Here is an 18044-nt window from a genome sequence, read left to right on the forward strand (position 1 = left end):
ACAACCTTGTTGCGGGAGACGGAAATGCCAGAAAAAAAGACGGGGCTTCCGAGGCTTGCGGCCGCGGTCGCGCGCTTTGTCGCGCTGCTGGCGGCGGCGTTTTGCATTTGCGCGGCGACGGCGGGCGCGGGCGCCTCGACGCTCGACCGCGCGGCGATGGAGAAATTGTTTCCAAAGCCCTTCATCGTCGGCGAGCGCGACGCGACCCTGCCGATCTGGCCCATCTTCAGACAGAGCTACAATGGCGACGTTCTCGCGGCTTACGCCTTCGAATCGATCGATTTCGAGCCGATCCCCGGCTTTTCCGGCACGCCGATCGATCTTCTCGTTGCGGTCAAACCCTCGGGCGAATTGCTCGACGTGCGGGTGCTGAGCCAGCACGAGCCGGTCTTCGTCGATGGGCTCGGCCCCGAGCCCCTGATGGATTTCGTGAAACAATATGCCGGCAAGTCGATCAAGCAATCGATCAAGATCGTGGCGCCGGGCACGCGCAATCCGCGCGCCGACAGCGTCGCCGCCGAGATCGACGGCGTCGCCAAGGCCACCGCCTCTGTGCGCATCATCAATGAGACGATCATCGAATCCGCGCTGCAGGTCGCGCGCGCGCGGCTCGGCTTTTCCAAGGGGCGCGACCCCAATCGCGTCGCCCGTCCCAAACCCGATGTGTTCGAGCCGCTGACCTTCCAGCAGATGCTCGACCGCGGCTATATCCGCCATCTGCATCTGACCAATGCGGCAGTGGAAAAGGCGTTCAAGGGCAGCGACGCCGAAGGCCTCGACGAAGAGGGTCTCGCCGATCCCACGGGAACCTTCGCGGACGTCTATATCGCCGAGGTCGACGTACCCGTCGTCGGGCGCAACCTGCTCGGCGAAAAGAAATGGCGCAAGCTGATGGACCAGCTCGACGGCGCCCCGGCCATGTTCATCATGTCCAGCGGGCGCTGGACCTTCATGCCCGATTCCTTCATTCCCGGCTCGACGCCCGATTTCATCGCCTTGAGCCAGGCGAACGCCCCGGTCGCCTGGCGTGATTTCGTCTGGCGCGACACGATCGACCTGCCGGTTCCCAAAGGCCTCGAACTCGACAAAAGCGATCAGGCGATCATGCGCATCGCGCCGCAGGCGGCGTTCGACCCGGCCTCGCCTTCCACCTTCTCGATCCGCGTGCTGCGTGAAAAAGGCCAGATTTTTCCAGAGCATGTGACGCGCGATTTCAAGCTCGCCTATAGCCTGCGGAAAAATCTGTTCATCCTGCCGCCGGAGGATTCCGGCCTCGGCATAGATTCGATCTGGGAGAGCCGGATCCGCGACATTGCGATCCTCGGCGCCGCATTGATCGTGCTCGCCGTCGCCTTGGCGCGGCAGCACTTTTTGGTGCGGTCGCCGCGCAATTTCAAAATCTTCCGTCTCGCCTTTCTCGCCTTCACTTTGGTCTTCATCGGCTGGATCGCCCAGGCGCAATTGTCGATCGTCTGGCTGTTCGGCCTGATCAAGGCGATCAAGGGGGAGGGGAGTTTCGTCTTCTTCCTTTGGGACCCGCCGACCCTGATGGTGACGATTTTCGCCCTCGTCGCTTTGTTCGTCTGGGGGCGCGGAACTTTTTGCGGCTGGCTCTGCCCCTTCGGCGCCTTGCAGGAATTCGCCGGCGAACTGGCGCGGCTGCTGCGCCTGCGCCAGTTCGGACTGCCGCAGCGCTATGAGCGTCTGTCGCGCATTCCGAAATTCCTGGTGCTCGCGGTCATTCTCGTCACCGCCGTCTTCTTCACCAATCAGGCGGAGAAGGTCGCCGAGGTCGAGCCGTTCAAGACCTCGATCACTCTCATTTTCATGCGCTCCGCGCCTTTCGTGCTCTATGCCGTCGCGCTTTTGATCGCAGGCATGTTCCATTACAAATTCTTCTGCCGCTATCTCTGCCCGCTCGGCGCGACGCTCGCGGCCTTGAGCTTCGTGCGCCGCTGGAAATGGATTCCGCGCCGCAAGGAATGCGGCGCGCCCTGCCAGATGTGCCGGGTGAAATGCCGCTATGGCGCGATCGAGCGCAGCGGGGAGATCGTCTATTCCGAATGTTTCCAATGCATGGATTGCGTGGTCATCCACGACTCTCCGACGAAATGCGTTCCGCTGGTTCTCGAACGGAAGCGGGCGCGCAAGCGGGAACGCCAATTGAGGGAGGCGGCGCAATGAGCAAGAATCGCCGGCAGATGTTGCAGCTTGCGCTGATGGGCGCGTCTTTAAGCGCTTCGGGCGTGTGGGCGGCTTCGGCATCGCGCGATGAGCCGGTCTTTCGCCGCATCGGCGTCGCCTTCGACACCGGCGTCGGCCTGACCGTCGTGGGATTGGACAGGAAAGAGGCCGAGGCCGCGCTCGACGCCGGCTTTGCCGAAATCCACCGTCTGGAGCGCGTCGCGGGGCTGTCCACGCCGGGCAGCGACATCCGCCGCCTCAACGCCGAAGGCCGCCTTGAAAAGCCCGACCCGGCGATGCTGGAAATGCTGGCGGTGGCCGACGAGGTCCACCGCGCCAGCGGCGGCGCCTTCGACGTCACCGTGCAGCCGCTCTGGATTTTTTACGATTCTTACGCCAGGCGCGGCGCCTGGCCGACCGGCGAGGAAGCCGCGCCCGCGCGCGCCTTGATCGGCCACAGCCATATGCGGTTCGACGCCGAGGCGGTGAGCTTCGACCGGCCCGGCATGGGGATCACGATGAACAGCCTCACCCATGGCTATGCCGCCGACCGCGTCGCCAAAGTGCTGTCCGACCTCGGCGTGCGCCGCGCTTTCGTGGACACCGGCGAGATGGAATCGCTCGGCCGCGGGCCGCAGGACCGGGAATGGACTGTGGCGGTGAAAAATCCGCGCCAGACCGACGCCATGCTCGGCACGGCGCCGCTGACCGGCTGCATGGCGACGGCGGGGGACTATGCCTATACCTGGTCGGCGGATTATACGCGCAACCACATCCTCGACCCGCGCACCGGCCTTTCGCCGGCCTCCTTCGCGACGGTCGTGGTCATCGCCCCCCGCGCCGTGGTCGCCGACGCGCTCTCGACCACGGTCTCGGTGCTCGGGCCGGACGAAGGCGCCAAACTGCTGACGAAATTCGACGCCGAAGCCTATGGAATCACCAAGGCCGGCAAGGTCTGGGCGACCCCCGGCTTCCCGCGCCAACATCTGGCGTGAGTTTCTCCCTCTCCCTAAAGGCGGGGCGAGGGAATGCGCGCGTGTAGATGGGCGAAACATTGCCGGGCGGCGGGGCTTCGCCTAGAACAGGCGCATGATCCCTTCTACCTCTCCTCTCGATTGCCTTGTCCTTGCTCTGGCGCAGATCAATTGCGTGGTCGGGGCGATCGACCTCAATCTTGAAAAGGCGCGCGCGGCGCGCGAAAAGGCCAAAAATTTCGGCGCCGATCTCGTCATGTTTTCGGAGCTGTTCCTCGCCGGCTATCCGCCCGAGGATCTGGTCCTGAAGCAGGCCTTTCAGGACGCCTGCCGCGCGGCGCTGGAAGAGCTTGCGCGCGACACGGCGGATGGCGGGCCGGCGGTGCTGATGGGCCTGCCCTGGATGCAGGACGGCTTTTGCCACAACGCATATGCCCTGCTCGACGGCGGCCGCATCGCGGCGGTGCGGTTCAAAGTCGATCTGCCCAATTACGGCGTGTTCGACGAGAAGCGCGTTTTTGCGCCCGGTCCGGCGCCGGGGCCGGTCGCCTTTCGCGGGGTGCGGCTCGGCCTGCCGATCTGCGAGGACATCTGGGGACCCGACGTCGTCGAATCCTTGAGCGAGACCGGCGCGGAAATCGTGTTGTCGCCCAACGGCTCGCCCTATTGGCGCGGCAAGGATTCCGAGCGCCTCGCCATCGTCACGGCGCGGGTGGTCGAAAGCGGTCTGCCCATGGTCTATCTCAACCAGATCGGCGGCCAGGACGAATTGGTGTTCGACGGCGCGAGTTTCATCGTCAATGCCGACGGCGGCGTGGCCGGGCGGCTGCCGGCCTTTGTCGAGACGGTGTCGAAGGTCGTTTTCCATCGCGAGACGAGCGGCTGGGTCTGCTGCGAGGCGCCGGACGCGCCCTCGCTCGATGACGACAAGGCGGATTATGCCGCCTGCGTGCTGGGCCTGCGCGATTATGTCCACAAGAACAATTTTCCCGGCGTGGTTCTGGGCATGTCGGGCGGCGTCGATTCGGCGCTTTGCGCGGCGATGGCGGCCGACGCTTTGGGAAGCGGCCAGGTCCATGCGATCATGCTGCCCTTTCGCTTCACCTCGCAGGAATCGCTGAAGGATGCGGCGGATTGCGCGACGGGTTTGGGGCTGCGCTACGATATCCTGCCGATTGCGCCCGCCGTCGAGGGCGTCGAAGCGGCGCTGGCACCTCTCTTCGCCGGGACCACGCGCGGCGTGACGGAGGAAAACATCCAGGCCCGCGCCCGCGGCATTCTGCTGATGTCGGTCTCGAACAAATTCGGGCCGATGCTGGTGACCACCGGCAACAAGTCGGAAATGTCGGTCGGCTACGCCACGCTTTACGGCGACATGAACGGCGGTTTCAACCCGATCAAGGATCTGTACAAGACCCAGGTTTTCCGCCTCTGCGATCTGCGCAATGGCTGGAAGCCGGACGGCGCCCTCGGTCCCGCCGGGCCGGTCATTCCGCAAAACATCATCGACAAGCCGCCGACCGCCGAATTGCGCGAGAACCAGAAGGACCAGGACTCGCTGCCGCCCTATGACGCGCTCGACGACATGCTGGAATGTCTGGTCGAAAGGGACATGCGCCTCGCCGATATTGTGGGGCGCGGGCATGATCCCGAGACCGTGAAAAAAATCGAGCGGCTGCTTTACCTCGCCGAATACAAGCGCCGCCAGTCCGCGCCGGGCGTAAAAGTCACGCGGAAAAATTTCGGCCGCGACCGCCGCTATCCGATCGTCAACCGGTTCAGGGATTCCGGGGCGTCACCCTTCCGGTCCGATCCCGCGGTCGCGCCCGAGAGCCCGGTGGGCGTGAGCGAGCGGTTCGAGGAATAGGCGCCGGCCGCGTTTCGAGGCGCAAATGATGGATGAAATCGACGTCGCGATCATCGGCGCAGGCGCCGCCGGAATCGCCGCCGCGCGCCGCCTGGCGTGGAGCCCGCTGTCCTCGATCGTACTCGAAGCCTCGCCGCGCCGTGGCGGAAGGGCTCGGACCGAGCGCCATGCCGCGTTTCCGCTCGACCTCGGTTGCGAATGGCTCCATTCCGCCGACCGTAACCCTTTAGCGCGCCTTGCGGAGGCGGCCGGCGTCGCACTCGACCGGCGGCCGGCGCCCTGGCATGGGCAATATGCCGATCTTGGCTTTTCCGCCTCCGAACAGGCGGCGGCGAGCGAAGCCTTCGCAAATTGGTCGCAAAAGCTGCGGGCGAACCCGCCCGCGAGCGATTGCGCCGCCGACGCCCTGGCGCCGGAGGGCGCCTGGAACGCCTTCATCCGCGCCAACGTGTCCTATATCAGCGGCATGGCGCCGGAGCGCATCTCCGCCGCCGATTACGCGACTTACGAGATCGCCTCGACCGGCGAGAACTGGCGCGCGCCGAGCGGCTATGGCGCTCTGATCGCCGGGGCTGCGCCGCCCGGCGCCGACATTCGCCTGTCGACGCCGGTCCGGTCGATCGGCCTGGGCGCGCCAGGCGTCACCCTTGCAACGCCGCGCGGCGATCTCCGCGCAAGGGCTGTCATTATTACGGTTTCGACGGCGGTTCTCGCCAGCGGCGCGCTCGTCATGCCGGCCGAACTCGAGCCATGGCGTGTCGCCGCCAGCCTTTTGCCGCTCGGGCGCAACGAGAAGGTGTTTCTGGAAATCGTCGGCCGAAGCCCGTTCGCGCCCGAAACGCATGTGTTCGGCGACCCTCGCGACGCGGCGATGGGCAGCTATCTGATCCAGCCCCACGGCTTGAATTTCATCGAATGTTTTCTTGGGGGAGTGGGCGCGGCCCTCCTTGCGGAAGAAGGGCCGCAGGCGGGCTTTGTGCGGGCGGCGGATCAATTGGCGGGGCTGTTCGGCGCCGATGTCCGGAAGCGCCTGCTTCCCCTGGCGGCGACAGGCTGGAGCGCGGAGCGCTATATCGGTGGCGCCTATAGCTGCGCCATGCCGCGCCATGCCGCAGCGCGGCAGGCGCTGGCGCGCCCATTCGACAACAGGATTTTCTTTGCCGGCGAAGCCGCGCATGAGCGCGACTTCACCACCGCCCACGGAGCCTATGCCACGGGCGTCCGCGCGGCCGAGGACGTGCTGTCGGCGCTTGCGGTTTAAGCCGCGCCATCCACCGTTTCGTCGGCGACCTCGCGCACGGTCATGGAATTGCCCATCCACTCGAAATCGTCGCCCAGCCAGCCGTCGATCCAGACGATGGGAAAGAGCAGGTCGCGCAAAAGATAAGTGACGGGCGAGAACCAGGTCGTCGGCCAGTCGAGGCGCCAATTCGCCAGAGCTTCCGGCAGATGCCAGGCTGCGGCGACGATCACGGCGGCGGTCCAGGGCTCGAAGCCGAAATCGCGCGCGGCATATGCGCCGGCGAGAATCGGCAGCAGGGAACTGGCGAGAATTTCAGGGGCGTACATATGGGCGAAGCTGGCGCGGCGCAGGCGCGCCCAGCGGGTCTGGCGCTGATAGATGGCGCGTAGCGTCCGCGTGCCAAGGGGCTGGCCGAACGGGCGGTCCACCAGCGCGACCTGCATGCCGGCTTCGCGCACCAGCTTGGTCGCGGCGGCGTCCTCGGCGATCTCGGAAGCGAGCGCGGCAATGCCGCCGGCGGCTTCGACGATCTCGCGGCGCCACATCATGCTCTTGCCCTGGGCGAAGCCCATGCCGAGCGCGTCGGCGCAGAATTGCCAGCGCGCCTGAAACGAATTGAGGAAAGCGCATTCGAGCTGGGCGCGAAAACCCTCGGGCGAGACGCCAAGCGGCGGCGAGCAGACGAGGCCGACGTCGGGGCGGAAGCGGACCAGCATCTGCTGGAGATAGTCCCCGGGCGCCAGCACGTTGGAATCGGCGAGCACGATCCATTGGTGCTTCGCCGCCTGCCAGCCCTTGAAGCAATTGTTGAGCTTGGGATTGGGGCTGATCGGATCGTCGCCGATCAGCAGCCGGCCACGGCCCTCGGGCTGTTCGGCGAGTAGTTTTTCGATCAGCGGGATGATCGGGTCGGCCTTCTTCTGGACGCAGAAGATGACTTCATAATCGGGATAGTCGAGTTCGAAGGTCGAGCGCAGGGTCTGTTCTGAAAAAGTCTCCAGGCCGCAGACGGGGCGTACGATGCTCACCGGCGGGGTGGGGTTTTCGAGGACCGTGGGCGACATGCGCGCGGCGATTGGTTCGGGGCGGACGCGGCAACGCCAGGCGGCCAAGGCGAGCGAGACCAAATTGAGCAAAGTCACAATCAGGCAGAAAGCCGCGGCGATATATCCCGTCATTCAAGCCAATCTTTCTCTTTTACGCCTCGCCGGCGACGCTTTCGCGCCCAAAAGAGGCGGCAATGTGACGCGACATTTTCCCGCCGGATTTAGCCTTTGGGAAAGAAGACCGATTGTCAATGACCTTTCGCGGACCTTTCGCGCTGCGGCGGCTGTTGCGCTTATGCGGATTTTTTTTCACGTTTCTATGACATATTGCCCTGTCGGCGCTATCTTCAACGTCAAATCTTCAATTTTGGACTCGCACGCGCCGAGGTGTTCCATCAGCGCCGCCGAGGCGATAGAAATCCCCCATGATTCACCTCGCTCATTACGCCCCCGGCTTCATCGCGCCCGTGGTGCGATTCGCGCCGTCGCCGACCGGCCGCATCCATATCGGCAATGCGCGCACCGCCCTTCTGAATTATATTTTCGCGCGCAAACATGGCGGCAAATTCATTCTGCGCTTCGACGACACCGATTCCGAGCGTTCGACCGAGGAATATGCGCTCGGCATAGAGGTCGATCTGGAATGGCTGGGCGTCGCGCCGGACGCCAAATTCCGCCAGTCGGAGCGTTCCGCGCTTTACGAGGCCGCCGCGCGCCGCCTCAGGGAAACCGGCCGGCTCTATCCCTGCTACGAGACGCCGGATGAGCTTGAGCGCAAGCGCCGGCTCCAGATCGCGCGCGGGACCCCGCCGATCTATGACCGCGCCGCGCTGACGCTGACAGACGCCGAACGCGCCGCCTTCGAGGCCGCCGGCCGCAAGGCGCACTGGCGCTTCAAGCTGGAGCCGGCGGTGGTGCGCTGGGACGATCTCATCCGCGGCGACAGCCATATCGATTGCGCCTCTTTGTCCGATCCGGTGCTGGTGCGCGAGGACGGCTCCTTTCTCTACACCCTGCCTTCGGTCGTGGACGATATCGATTCGGGCGTCACCCAAATCATCCGCGGCGAGGACCATGTCACCAATACGGCGGTGCAGGTTCAGCTTTTCCTCGCGCTGGGCGCGGAAAAGGCGCCGCATTTCGGGCATCACAACCTGCTCGTCGGCGCGGACGGGCAGGGCCTTTCCAAGCGGGCCGGCGCCTTGTCGATCGCGTCCTTACGCGAGGCGGGGGTGGAATCCCTGGCGGTCGCTGCTATGGCGACGCTGACCGGATCGTCGATCGCCGTCCAGCCGGTCCACAGCTTTCCCGAACTGGCCGGCCTGTTCGATCTTTCCGCCATTTCCCGCAACAGCGCCCGCTTCGACGACGCCGAATTGAGGGCCTTGTCGCAGCGCGTGCTACACGGCCTGCCCTATGATTCCGTGCGCGACCGGCTGGCGGCGCAGGACATCGTCGGCTTCAAGGCCGAGCCGTTCTGGCTTGCCGCGCGCGGCAATCTCACTCGCTTTTCCGATGTCGCCGACTGGTGGAGCGTGGTCGAGGGCGACGTTACCGTGACCGCGCTGCCGGACGAACTGCGCGCCGCCGCCGTCGCCGCCCTGCCGGCGGAGCCTTGGGACGAGACAAGCTGGGGCGTCTGGACTACCGCCGTCAAGGAGGCGACGGGGCTCAAGGGCAAGGCTTTGTTTCATCCGCTGCGGCTGGCGCTCACCGGCCGCGAATCCGGACCGGAACTGGCGAAGCTGCTGCCGCTGATCGGCCGCGCCAGGGCGCTCGCCCGGCTCGGGGCTTGAATCGCACCCTCAGTTCGGCGCGATGACCCGCACCTGGCGCGGCGAGCCGTCGGGGCCTTTGCCCTCGACCACCTGGGCGGATGTCGGCGCGGGCGTTGCCTGGACAGGGATTGCTTGGACAGGCATTGTTTGGACTGGCGTGGAGGTCGCTGGCTGCGATGGCCGCAGGCCCGCCTTCTTGCCGGGTTTCGTCGGCATGGCCTGGGGCTGGGCCATGGCCTCGGACTGCTGCTCGGTGACGGTGATGTCGCTCGCTCGCGTTCCGCCTATCTGGTCGAGCACCTGCTCGGCATGGGCGAGGGCCTGGATCCAGCTCTCGTTGGGCGGCTTGCAGGTGCAGCTCGGATCGAAAGTCTTGGCGAATTTCAGGGCGTTGGGCAGGTCGCGATAGGGCGTGCCGTCGACGCCCAGCGCGGTTTCGATGGCGCTCGCCGGATTGCGGGTGTAGAGCTTCACTTCGGCGTTGGGGCAGAGCGCCTGGCAGAGATCCTGCAATTGATCCTGTGGAGCGCCGCGCGCGGAAAAATTCAGGGGAAAGAAGCCGCCGTCGCAGGTGCGCACGCAGAGGACCTGCGAGCCGCCATAGGCGCGCAGTTCGCCCGACTGTGGTTCTTCCGGGCCGACCGCCTGGGGCGCGGCCTGGTCGGAACCCCGGTCGTCGGTGAAATTGCCGAACAGGGTTTCGAAGAAATTCTTTTCGCGTGGGGCGCCCTGGCACTGCGCGGCGTAGCGCGCCCGCAGCGCCCGCCTTTGCGGCGAATCGCCGGAAGCGCGGGCGGCGAAAGCGGCATAGCGGCTTTGCAGCGCCGCGATCCGGCTTTTGAGCCCGGCGCATTGCGGCGGCGGCGGGCTGCCGAAGAACAGGAACTGCTGATTGTCGCAGCCCATGGCGCGGGCCTGCGCCGTCGCTCTTGCCAGTTCGGCGCGCGCCTGGCGCGCGCCGGCGGCCGCGGACGGATCGACGTTCGCCGGCTGCGACAGCGCCGCGCGCAACTGGTCGCACGCGGCGTTCTGGGCGTGGGCGCCGGCGCCGGAGGCCAGCAGGGCCAGGATCAGGGCGAACGACCGCGCCGCGGGCGCAAGGCTCCCGCCGGTCGAACCATTATGCGCTTTTCTTTTCAAAACCCGCGCGCCGCTCCTGCTTCGCTCATCTAACGGCTTCCGTAAGATTGCTTCGCAATCCGCGGAAACGCATGGCGGGAAAATCCTCCGAATCGCGAGCGGATTTTCGCGCCAGCGGAAGTGGAATTCCGCATGAATCGGGCGGAATTCGTATCATTCCGCGGCGTCCGCCTCGGCGTGCGAGGCGGCGCGGTCTTTTTTCAGCTTTTCCGCGATCAGGAACGCGACTTCGATCGCCTGTTCGGCGTTCAGGCGCGGGTCGCAATAGGTCATGTAGCGCGAGCGCAGGTCGGCTTCCGACAGAGCGCGGGCGCCGCCGGTGCATTCGGTGACATTCGCCCCGGTCATTTCGAGATGGACGCCGCCGGCATAGGACCCTTCGGCGCGATGGACGTCGAAGAAGGAGCGGATTTCCTGCATCACCCGGTCGAAGGGGCGGGTCTTATAGGCGCCGGCCTTCACCGTATTGCCGTGCATCGGGTCGCAGGACCACACCACCTTGCGGCCTTCGCGGGTCACCGCCCGGATCAGCGACGGCAGGTGCTCGCCGACCTTTTCCGCGCCAAAGCGCGCGATCAGGGTCAGGCGGCCCGGCTCGTTGGCCGGGTTGAGAATGTCGATCAGGCGCAGCAAACCGTCCGGCGTGGTGGTCGGACCGCATTTGAGGCCGATCGGATTCTTGATCCCGCGCATGTATTCGATATGGGCGTGGTCGGGCTGGCGGGTGCGGTCTCCGACCCACAGGAAATGGCCGGAGGTGGCATAATGGTCGCCGCTGGTCGAATCCACCCGGGTCAGCGCCTGTTCATAGCCGAGCAGCAGCGCCTCGTGCGAGGTATAGATCTCGGTCTGGCGCAGCTCCTGGTGATGCTCGGGGTCGAGCCCGATGGCGCGCATGAAGCCGAGCGTTTCGGTGATCTGGTTGGCGAGCTTCTCATAGCGCTCGGATTGCGGGCTGTCCTTGATGAAGCCGAGCATCCAGCGATGAGCATTCTCGAGGTTGGCGTAGCCGCCGGTGGCGAAGGCGCGCAGCAGGTTCAGCGTCGCCGCCGACTGGCGATAGGACATCAGCTGGCGGCGCGGGTCGGGCTCGCGCGCTTCCGGCGTGAAGGCGATGTCATTGACGATGTCGCCGCGATAGGAGGGCAGTTCGACGGCGTCGATGGATTCGGTCGGCGCCGAACGCGGCTTGGCGAACTGGCCCGCGATGCGGCCGACCTTGACCACCGGCATGGCGGCACCGAAAGTCATCACCACCGCCATCTGCAGGAAGACGCGGAAGAAGTCGCGGATATTGTCGGCGGAGTGTTCCGCAAAGCTTTCGGCGCAGTCGCCGCCCTGCAGCAGGAAAGCCTCGCCGGCGCAAACCTGCGCCAGCTGCTTCTTCAGCTTGCGCGCCTCGCCCGCGAAAACGAGCGGCGGAAATCCGGCGATCTGCTTCTCGACATCGGCGAGCGCGGCCGCGTCCGCATAGGTCGGAACCTGAACGATTGGCTTGGATCTCCAACTGTCGGGCGACCAACGTTCCATCACGCGCTGAACTCCTGAGGCGGCGGGGCCGCGTTTCAAAAGGGGGAAAGGCGGGTCTATACACCAGAGCGGACCAAGCGCCAAACCTTCATTAGGTAGATTCGCGCGCAAATCTGGCGCCGGAAAGGGGCGCCTTTGCGGCGGGCGCGGCGGCAAATTAACTTGAGTATGTCCATATTGTATATTAACTTAATAGAATAATGAAGCTGGCGCGGGCTTCGTTCGCCGAAACGCCGCCATGGTCAGGGCCTCGCCATCACGAGAAAATTTATGCTTTTCATGGCCGCAAGCCTCGGAGTTTCAGGCCTTTGCGCGCCGGCGGCGGCCGAAAAGCTCGATCCGGTCAAGCGGCAGATCGCCGCACTGAAAAAGCGCAACGCGGAATTGGCGCGACGCATCGACGCTTTGCAAAAACGCCAGCCGCTCTTGCCGGCCGTCGCCGACGCCGGCAAGTCGCCGCAGGAGGCGTTCTTGCCGGGCGGCCCGATCAAATGGCGCGGAATGACTTTGTTCGGCGCGATAGACGCCGGCGTCGCCTGGCAAAGCCATGGCGTTCCGCTGAATGGCGCCTATCCGCAGGGCCTTCAATATGGCGTCAGCAAGAACGGCGACCACGCCGGCTTCCATCTCGCGCCGGGCGGCATGGGCTATTCCGGCGTCGGCCTGAAAGGCGTCGAACCGATCGCGCCCGGCGTCTCGGCGGTCTTCGCCGCCTATGCCAATTTCAACCCGCTCTCCGGTCAGCTCAGCAATGGGCCGGCCTCGCTCGTGCAGAACAATGGCGTCCCGCTTGCCGCCCAGAGCGCCAATGGCGATTCCCGAGCCGCCGGACAGGCGTTCAATGATTACACCTATGTCGGCCTGTCGTCGCAGCGTTTCGGGGAGCTGACCTTCGGCCGCCAGCGCACCTTGACCACCAACGATCGCTCGGCTTACGATCCGATCGCCGGATCGCTCGCCTTTTCACTGCTCGGCTACAGCAGCGTGCTGTCTTCCGGCGACAGCAAAAATTCGCGTTTCGATGAGGCGCTGAAATATCGCATCCAGCTCGGCCCGGCGCGTTTCGCCGCGATCTATAAATTCGCCCCGTCGGCCGCCGGGGCGGGCGCGAACCACGGCGCGACCTATCAGCTTTCGACCGGCGCTGATTTCGGCAGCCTCTCCTTCAGCGCCGTCTATAGCCATGTCAGCGGCGCGGTCTCGCTGTCTTCGCTAAGCGCCGCCCAGCTTCTGATTTATCCGTCACATACGCTCGCCGCGACCATTTCCGACAATCAGGCGGTTCTGCTTTCGGCCAAATATACGTTCGACCGCTTCAAGTTTTTCGCGGGCTATGAATATTACGTCTTTTCCGATCCCAGCGACCCGATCCTGGCGCCTTTCTTCGATTATAACGGCTACTTCGTCAGCGTCGCGGCCAACAACGTTTTTCAATACCACGACAAGATCCAGCAATTGATCTGGACCGGCCTGAAAGTTGCTTATGACAGCCGCCTGAACCTCAGCCTGGGCTATTATCATTTGTGGCAAAACGCCTATGGCCAGGTCCATTGCAGTTTTTCCCGCAACAATGCCGTGGTGAAGAACGCCGCCACATGCGCGGGCGCGGAGGACGCGCTCGGCGCGGTCGCCGAATATCATTTCAACCGGAACTTCGAGCTTTACGGCGGCTTGATGGTTTCGGCGGTGACGGGCGGTATGGCCAATGGCTTTCTCTATCCCAACTCCGTCGATCCGATGGTCGGTCTGCGCTATGTCTTCTGAAATTCAGCTGAAACCATATGTGTCGAGGCTGATCGGGCCGACGATGGCGTGATGCAGCCGCTTTCCTTTCGTCCCGGGGCCGGCCGCTCCAAAAGCAAAGGGCAGGGGCAGGTAATGTTCCGGCGTCGGATGGTTGCGCAGGGCGTCGGGGCCTTGTTCCCAGGCGGCGATCGCCGCCGCGTCACCGGCTTCGATCCGGTCGTGCAGCCATTCGTTGAAGGTCAGCGCCCAGGGCGGCGTGTCCTCGCCGCCGAAAAAGGCGCGCAGATTATGGGTCGCGCTACCTGAGCCGATGATGAGCACGCCTTCGTCGCGCAGGGGCGACAGAGCCCGTCCGAGCGCGAAATGATGCGCGCCATTCTCGCGCGGTTGCACCGAAAGGGTCGCGACCGGAATGTCGGCGTGCGGGAACATGACTTTCAGCGGAATCCAGGTCCCGTGATCGTAGCCCCGCCCTTCGGAAAGTGCGGCGTCGAGATTCGCCGCGCGGGCGAGTTCAAAAGCCTGCTGGGCGAGCGCCGGCGCGCCCGGGGCGGGATAGGCCATCTGGTATAATTCCGGCTCGAAACCGCCGAAATCATAGATCATGCCCGGATGAGCGCCTTTTTCGAATGTCGGCCGCGCGGTTTCGAAATGCGCACTCATGATGAGAATCGCCGAGGGGCGAGGCACGTTCGCGCCCAGGCTGCGCCAGAAATCGCGGGTGTCGCTGTCGTAAAGGATCAGATTTGGCGCGCCATGCGAAATGTAAAGGCTTGGCGGGCGGGTCAAGGTGGAGGTCAATGCTTCGCTCGTGCTTTATTTCAGTTGAGCCCTTTCAAACAGGCGTCGCATGGTCATATAAGCGGCGCAATATGGAGCGGCCCGAAATGACCTCCCTTTTCCCGAAAAGCCTGCTTTGCGTTCTTGCATGCCTGGCCATGACGGCGAGCGCCCGCGCCGGGGACGATCCCGACCTGATCTTCCGCAAGTCCACGACCTTCAAGCTGCTGACGCCGAACGACAAGCTGGCGACCTACGCCATCGACGATCCCGTTGTCGCCGGCGTCGCCTGCTATTTCACCGTGCCGGAAAAGGGCGGTGTCGCCGGGGCTTTCGGCCTGGTGGAGCAGACCTCGGATATTTCGCTCGCCTGCCGCCAATATGCGCCGATCCGGTTCAAGGAGAAATTCGGCCAGGGCGACGTCGTATTCCGCGAGAGCCGGTCAGTGTTTTTCAAGCGCATGCAGATTGTGCGCGGCTGCGACGCCAAGCGCAACGTGCTGGTCTATATGGTCTATAGTGACAAACTGGTTGAAGGCTCGCCCAAGAATTCGACTTCTACCGTGGCGATTCAGCCCTGGGGCGCCGATGCGACGCCCAAATGCGCTGATTTTCTCAAAAACTGAGCCTGCCGCTCACTGGTTGCAGGCAATGAACACGTCGTCCGGGGCGAACCGGGGCGTCGCGCCGGGTTTGGCCGAGACTTTGCGGATGGCGCCGGTAATGCTGTCGCTCGCGCGCCCATAGGCCTTGGCTTCGCCATGGCCATGAGCTTCGCACCAGGCGTCGGCCACGATCTTCGCGCAATCGTCGCCGCTGCGGATGCAATCGCTGACGCCATAGCCTTGGTCGGCCGCCACGATGAAGCTGTCGTTTCCGAGCGCCAGCGTCCCGGACTCCGCCCGGGCCACGCTTTGGAGCGCGCAGATGACGAACAGGCCGCCAAGCAGCGGAACCAGCACGCGCGGCAGAAAAACATGCTCGAATTCGTAAAACTTCATGGCCCCGGCTCGCATATTGACCCGCGCATAATTTTTTCTCTGGGCGCGGGCCGCTCCACATGCTTTCAGCATGGATTGGGGCCGATGAAAAAAGCGTTAAATTTAACTATACTGCTTAGCGCACAAGATGATTTCGCCGATCATGGTTAATAAGGCCGGCGCTCAGGCCGCGCGGGGCGGTTCGCCCTGCGCCGCGAGTTCGCCGACTTCTTCGTCGGTGAAGACGCGCGAGCGGGTGAGAAAGCTGATTCCCTCCGGGCCTTCGAGGGAAAAGCCCTCGCCGCCGCCCTTGACCACGTCGATGATCAACTGGGTATGACGCCAATATTCGAACTGGTTGGCGCGGATATAGAAGGGACAGCCGCCGATCTCGCCCAGCAGTACGTCGTGCGGGCCGACCCGCAGCTCCTTCGCGGTGAAGCACAAGGGCGCGGAACCTTCACAGCAGCCGGCAGATTGATAAAAGGCCAGAGGGCCATGCTTGGCCTTCAGACGGGCGATCCAGTTCAGAGTTTCCCCGGTGGCTTCGACACGTGCGGGCGCGGGCATTTTTCCTCCGTTTGCGTCATTTTCAACGGCCCAGATTGCAATGGGTGGCTGAGATACCCAATCCGATCCGATATTTTCTTGTATCATAAAATATTCGGACGTCCGGTTCCGCATTTTCGGCGTCATGCTCGAGCGATGACAAGCGGAGCCGCTCTTTTCCCTACGCGGCGCACGCAGGCTCGCCGGCGACGGCCAGCAGTTCGATTTCGGCGTCGCTGAAGAAGCGCAGACGCGTGAAGAAGCCGACGCCTTCGGGCGACTCGAGGGAAAAGCCGACGCCAGGACCCGGCGCCACGTCGACGATCGCCTGGATGTGGCGCCATTGTTCGAATTGATATCCGCTCATAAAAAAGCGGCAGCCGCCAATTTCACCGAGCAGCCGATCATTCCGGGCCGATCTGTACTCGCCCTCTGGAAGGCAGACCGGCGCGGGCCCTCCCTCGCAGCAGCCGTGGGGCTGATAAAACAGCAGCGGACCATGTTTGGTCTTAAGGCGGTCGATCCAAAGCAGGGCGTCGGCCGTCACGTCGACACGGGCGGGCGCGGGCATTTTTCCCTCCGTTTTCGTCGGTCTCTTAACAATTGCGCATAGAAAAAAATTGCGCGGCGCTTTGGTGCGCCGCGCGAATTTTGCAAGCGAGTGAAGCTGCTCTCAGAAGAAGCCGAGAGCCTTCGGGCTGTAGCTGACCAGCAGGTTCTTGGTCTGCTGATAATGGTCCAGCATCATCTTGTGGGTTTCGCGGCCGATGCCCGATTCCTTGTAGCCACCGAAGGCGGCGTGAGCCGGATAAGCGTGGTAGCAATTGGTCCACACGCGGCCCGCCTGGATGCCGCGGCCGAACTGATAGGCGCGGGTGCCGTTGCGGGTCCACACGCCTGCGCCGAGACCGAAGATCGTGTCATTGGCGATCTCGAGGGCTTCGGCTTCGTCCTTGAAGGTGGTGACCGACAGAACCGGGCCGAAGATCTCTTCCTGGAAGATGCGCATCTTGTTGTTGCCGCGGAAAACGGTCGGGTTGATGTAATAACCGTTTTCCAGCTCGCCGCCGAGAGAGGCGCGCGACCCGCCGGTCAGGCACTGGGCGCCTTCCTGCTTGCCGATGTCGACATAGGACAGGATCTTTTCCAGCTGCTGTTGCGAAGCCTGGGCGCCGACCATCGTGCTCATGTCGAGCGGGTTGCCCTGCTTGATCGCCTGAACGCGCTTGATCGCGCGCTCCATGAACTTGTCGTACATCGATTCCTGAATCAGCGCGCGGCTGGGGCAGGTGCAGACCTCGCCCTGGTTGAAGGCGAAGAGGGTGAAGCCTTCGAGCGCCTTGTCCAGGAAGTCGTCATCTTCCTGCATCACGTCGGCAAAGAAGATGTTCGGCGACTTGCCGCCCAGCTCCAGGGTCGCCGGGATCAGGTTGTCGGCGGCGTAATGGGCGATCGTGCGGCCGGTCACGGTCGAGCCGGTGAAGGCGATCTTGGCGATGCGATTGCTCGAGCCCAGGGCCTTGCCAGCCTCGGCGCCAAATCCGTTGACGACATTCAGCGTGCCCTCGGGCAGCAGATCGCCGATCAGCTCCATCAGCACCATGATGCTGATTGGGGTCTGTTCGGCGGGCTTCAGCACGATGCAATTGCCGGCGGCCAGCGCCGGGGCCAGCTTCCAGCCCGCCATCAGCAGCGGGAAGTTCCAGGGAATGATCTGGCCGACGACGCCGAGCGGCTCATGGAAATGATAGGCGACGGTGTCGTGATCGATTTCCGAGATCGAGCCTTCCTGGGCGCGCAGCACGCCGGCGAAATAGCGGAAATGATCCGCCAGAAGCGGCACGTCGGCATAAGTGGTTTCGCGGATCGGCTTGCCGTTGTCGAGCGTTTCGACGAGGGCGAGGGTGGAGAGATTGTCCTCGATGCGGTCGGCGATCTTCAGCAGAACTCGGGCGCGGTCGGCGGCGGGGGTGCGGCCCCAGCTGGCCTTGGCGGCATGGGCGGCGTCGAGGGCGAGTTCGACGTCCTCGGCGGTCGAGCGGGCGACCTTCGCCAGCACCTGGCCGCTGACGGGCGAAACCTTGTCGAAATACTGACCGCGCACCGGGGCGACCCATTTGCCGCCAATGAAATTGTCGAATTTCGACTTGATCAGATTCTTGCCAGTAAGATTTGTTACAGCTTCCTGGTACATAGACTTTCCTCCATTAATCAGGCGCCTGGCGGC

General features: G+C 64.1%; 15 protein-coding genes. 7 read left to right on the forward strand and 8 right to left on the reverse strand.

Going from position 1 to position 18044, the window contains the following annotated elements; genetic code table 11:
* The first annotated feature begins 24 nt into the window (after nt 1-24).
* The 4 genes from K2U94_RS07830 to K2U94_RS07845 all read left to right on the forward strand — a co-directional run bounded on the left by K2U94_RS07830 (nt 25) and on the right by K2U94_RS07845 (nt 6286).
* Nucleotides 25-2184, forward strand: a complete 2160-nt coding sequence (locus tag K2U94_RS07830) for a 4Fe-4S binding protein (RefSeq protein ID WP_243066675.1) — start codon at nt 25-27, stop codon at nt 2182-2184.
* Nucleotides 2181-3179 carry an FAD:protein FMN transferase gene (locus K2U94_RS07835; protein WP_243066676.1) on the forward strand — a complete coding sequence of 333 codons (999 nt, stop codon included), beginning with the start codon at nt 2181-2183 and terminating at the stop codon, nt 3177-3179. Before K2U94_RS07830 ends, K2U94_RS07835 begins: the two co-directional genes overlap by 4 nt.
* Nucleotides 3180-3273: 94 nt before the next feature.
* Nucleotides 3274-5025 (forward strand): NAD+ synthase, encoded by a 1752-nt coding sequence (locus K2U94_RS07840; protein WP_243066677.1) that lies wholly within the window; start codon nt 3274-3276, stop codon nt 5023-5025.
* A 25-nt stretch (nt 5026-5050) separates the two neighbouring features.
* Nucleotides 5051-6286, forward strand: coding sequence for a flavin monoamine oxidase family protein (locus K2U94_RS07845; RefSeq protein WP_243066678.1), 1236 nt, complete (start codon nt 5051-5053; stop codon nt 6284-6286).
* On the opposite strand, the gene K2U94_RS07850 is transcribed toward K2U94_RS07845, so the two are convergent.
* Nucleotides 6283-7446, reverse strand: coding sequence for a ceramide glucosyltransferase (locus K2U94_RS07850; protein ID WP_243066679.1), 1164 nt, complete (start codon nt 7444-7446; stop codon nt 6283-6285). The genes K2U94_RS07845 and K2U94_RS07850 overlap by 4 nt on opposite strands.
* 293 nt (nt 7447-7739) lie before the next feature.
* Here K2U94_RS07850 and gltX point away from each other — a divergent pair, with 293 nt between their 5' ends.
* Nucleotides 7740-9110 (forward strand): glutamate--tRNA ligase, encoded by a 1371-nt coding sequence (gene gltX / locus K2U94_RS07855; protein WP_243066680.1) that lies wholly within the window; start codon nt 7740-7742, stop codon nt 9108-9110.
* Nucleotides 9111-9119: 9 nt separating this feature from the next.
* Here the strand turns inward: gltX and K2U94_RS07860 are convergent, their stop codons facing one another.
* Together K2U94_RS07860 and K2U94_RS07865 are read right to left on the reverse strand one after the other, a co-directional pair.
* Entirely contained in the window at nt 9120-10232 is a 1113-nt protein-coding gene (locus K2U94_RS07860) for a DUF2865 domain-containing protein (protein WP_243066681.1), read from the reverse strand.
* A gap of 153 nt (nt 10233-10385) precedes the next feature.
* On the reverse strand, nt 10386-11765 hold the full coding sequence (locus K2U94_RS07865) for a class II 3-deoxy-7-phosphoheptulonate synthase (RefSeq protein WP_243066682.1): 1380 nt from the start codon (nt 11763-11765) through the stop codon (nt 10386-10388).
* A 267-nt stretch (nt 11766-12032) separates the two neighbouring features.
* On the opposite strand from K2U94_RS07865, the gene K2U94_RS07870 reads away from it, so the two are divergent.
* Nucleotides 12033-13526 (forward strand): porin, encoded by a 1494-nt coding sequence (locus K2U94_RS07870; RefSeq protein ID WP_243066683.1) that lies wholly within the window; start codon nt 12033-12035, stop codon nt 13524-13526.
* Between the two features lie 3 nt (nt 13527-13529).
* On the opposite strand, the gene K2U94_RS07875 is transcribed toward K2U94_RS07870, so the two are convergent.
* Nucleotides 13530-14309 carry a DODA-type extradiol aromatic ring-opening family dioxygenase gene (locus K2U94_RS07875; RefSeq protein WP_243066684.1) on the reverse strand — a complete coding sequence of 260 codons (780 nt, stop codon included), beginning with the start codon at nt 14307-14309 and terminating at the stop codon, nt 13530-13532.
* A gap of 86 nt (nt 14310-14395) precedes the next feature.
* Here K2U94_RS07875 and K2U94_RS07880 point away from each other — a divergent pair, with 86 nt between their 5' ends.
* Entirely contained in the window at nt 14396-14914 is a 519-nt protein-coding gene (locus K2U94_RS07880; protein WP_243066685.1) for a CreA family protein, read from the forward strand.
* Between the two features lie 9 nt (nt 14915-14923).
* Here K2U94_RS07880 and K2U94_RS07885 read toward each other — a convergent pair whose 3' ends face one another.
* The 4 genes from K2U94_RS07885 to adh form a co-directional block, all read right to left on the reverse strand.
* Nucleotides 14924-15289, reverse strand: a complete 366-nt coding sequence (locus K2U94_RS07885; protein ID WP_243066686.1) for a hypothetical protein — start codon at nt 15287-15289, stop codon at nt 14924-14926.
* Nucleotides 15290-15451: 162 nt separating this feature from the next.
* Nucleotides 15452-15838 carry a DUF779 domain-containing protein gene (locus tag K2U94_RS07890; protein WP_243066687.1) on the reverse strand — a complete coding sequence of 129 codons (387 nt, stop codon included), beginning with the start codon at nt 15836-15838 and terminating at the stop codon, nt 15452-15454.
* Between the two features lie 160 nt (nt 15839-15998).
* Nucleotides 15999-16388: a DUF779 domain-containing protein gene (locus K2U94_RS07895; protein ID WP_243066688.1), complete on the reverse strand. Its 390-nt coding sequence runs from the start codon at nt 16386-16388 to the stop codon at nt 15999-16001.
* A gap of 102 nt (nt 16389-16490) precedes the next feature.
* Nucleotides 16491-18011 carry an aldehyde dehydrogenase gene (gene adh / locus K2U94_RS07900; RefSeq protein WP_243066689.1) on the reverse strand — a complete coding sequence of 507 codons (1521 nt, stop codon included), beginning with the start codon at nt 18009-18011 and terminating at the stop codon, nt 16491-16493.
* Nucleotides 18012-18044: the final 33 nt, after the last annotated feature.

The organism is Candidatus Rhodoblastus alkanivorans, from assembly GCF_022760755.1.
Classification (GTDB): domain Bacteria; phylum Pseudomonadota; class Alphaproteobacteria; order Rhizobiales; family Beijerinckiaceae; genus Rhodoblastus; species Rhodoblastus alkanivorans.

Bases quoted from the DNA above. Each gene is read 5' to 3' on its own strand.
- K2U94_RS07830 (WP_243066675.1), top strand. From the start codon at position 25: ATGCCAGAAAAAAAGACGGGGCTTCCGAGGCTTGCGGCCGCGGTCGCG.
- K2U94_RS07835 (WP_243066676.1), top strand. From the start codon at position 2,181: ATGAGCAAGAATCGCCGGCAGATGTTGCAGCTTGCGCTGATGGGCGCG.
- K2U94_RS07840 (WP_243066677.1), top strand. From the start codon at position 3,274: ATGATCCCTTCTACCTCTCCTCTCGATTGCCTTGTCCTTGCTCTGGCG.
- K2U94_RS07845 (WP_243066678.1), top strand. From the start codon at position 5,051: ATGATGGATGAAATCGACGTCGCGATCATCGGCGCAGGCGCCGCCGGA.
- K2U94_RS07850 (WP_243066679.1), bottom strand. From the start codon at position 7,446: ATGACGGGATATATCGCCGCGGCTTTCTGCCTGATTGTGACTTTGCTC.
- gltX (WP_243066680.1), top strand. From the start codon at position 7,740: ATGATTCACCTCGCTCATTACGCCCCCGGCTTCATCGCGCCCGTGGTG.
- K2U94_RS07870 (WP_243066683.1), top strand. From the start codon at position 12,033: ATGCTTTTCATGGCCGCAAGCCTCGGAGTTTCAGGCCTTTGCGCGCCG.
- K2U94_RS07880 (WP_243066685.1), top strand. From the start codon at position 14,396: ATGACCTCCCTTTTCCCGAAAAGCCTGCTTTGCGTTCTTGCATGCCTG.
- K2U94_RS07885 (WP_243066686.1), bottom strand. From the start codon at position 15,289: ATGAAGTTTTACGAATTCGAGCATGTTTTTCTGCCGCGCGTGCTGGTT.
- K2U94_RS07890 (WP_243066687.1), bottom strand. From the start codon at position 15,838: ATGCCCGCGCCCGCACGTGTCGAAGCCACCGGGGAAACTCTGAACTGG.
- K2U94_RS07895 (WP_243066688.1), bottom strand. From the start codon at position 16,388: ATGCCCGCGCCCGCCCGTGTCGACGTGACGGCCGACGCCCTGCTTTGG.
- adh (WP_243066689.1), bottom strand. From the start codon at position 18,011: ATGTACCAGGAAGCTGTAACAAATCTTACTGGCAAGAATCTGATCAAG.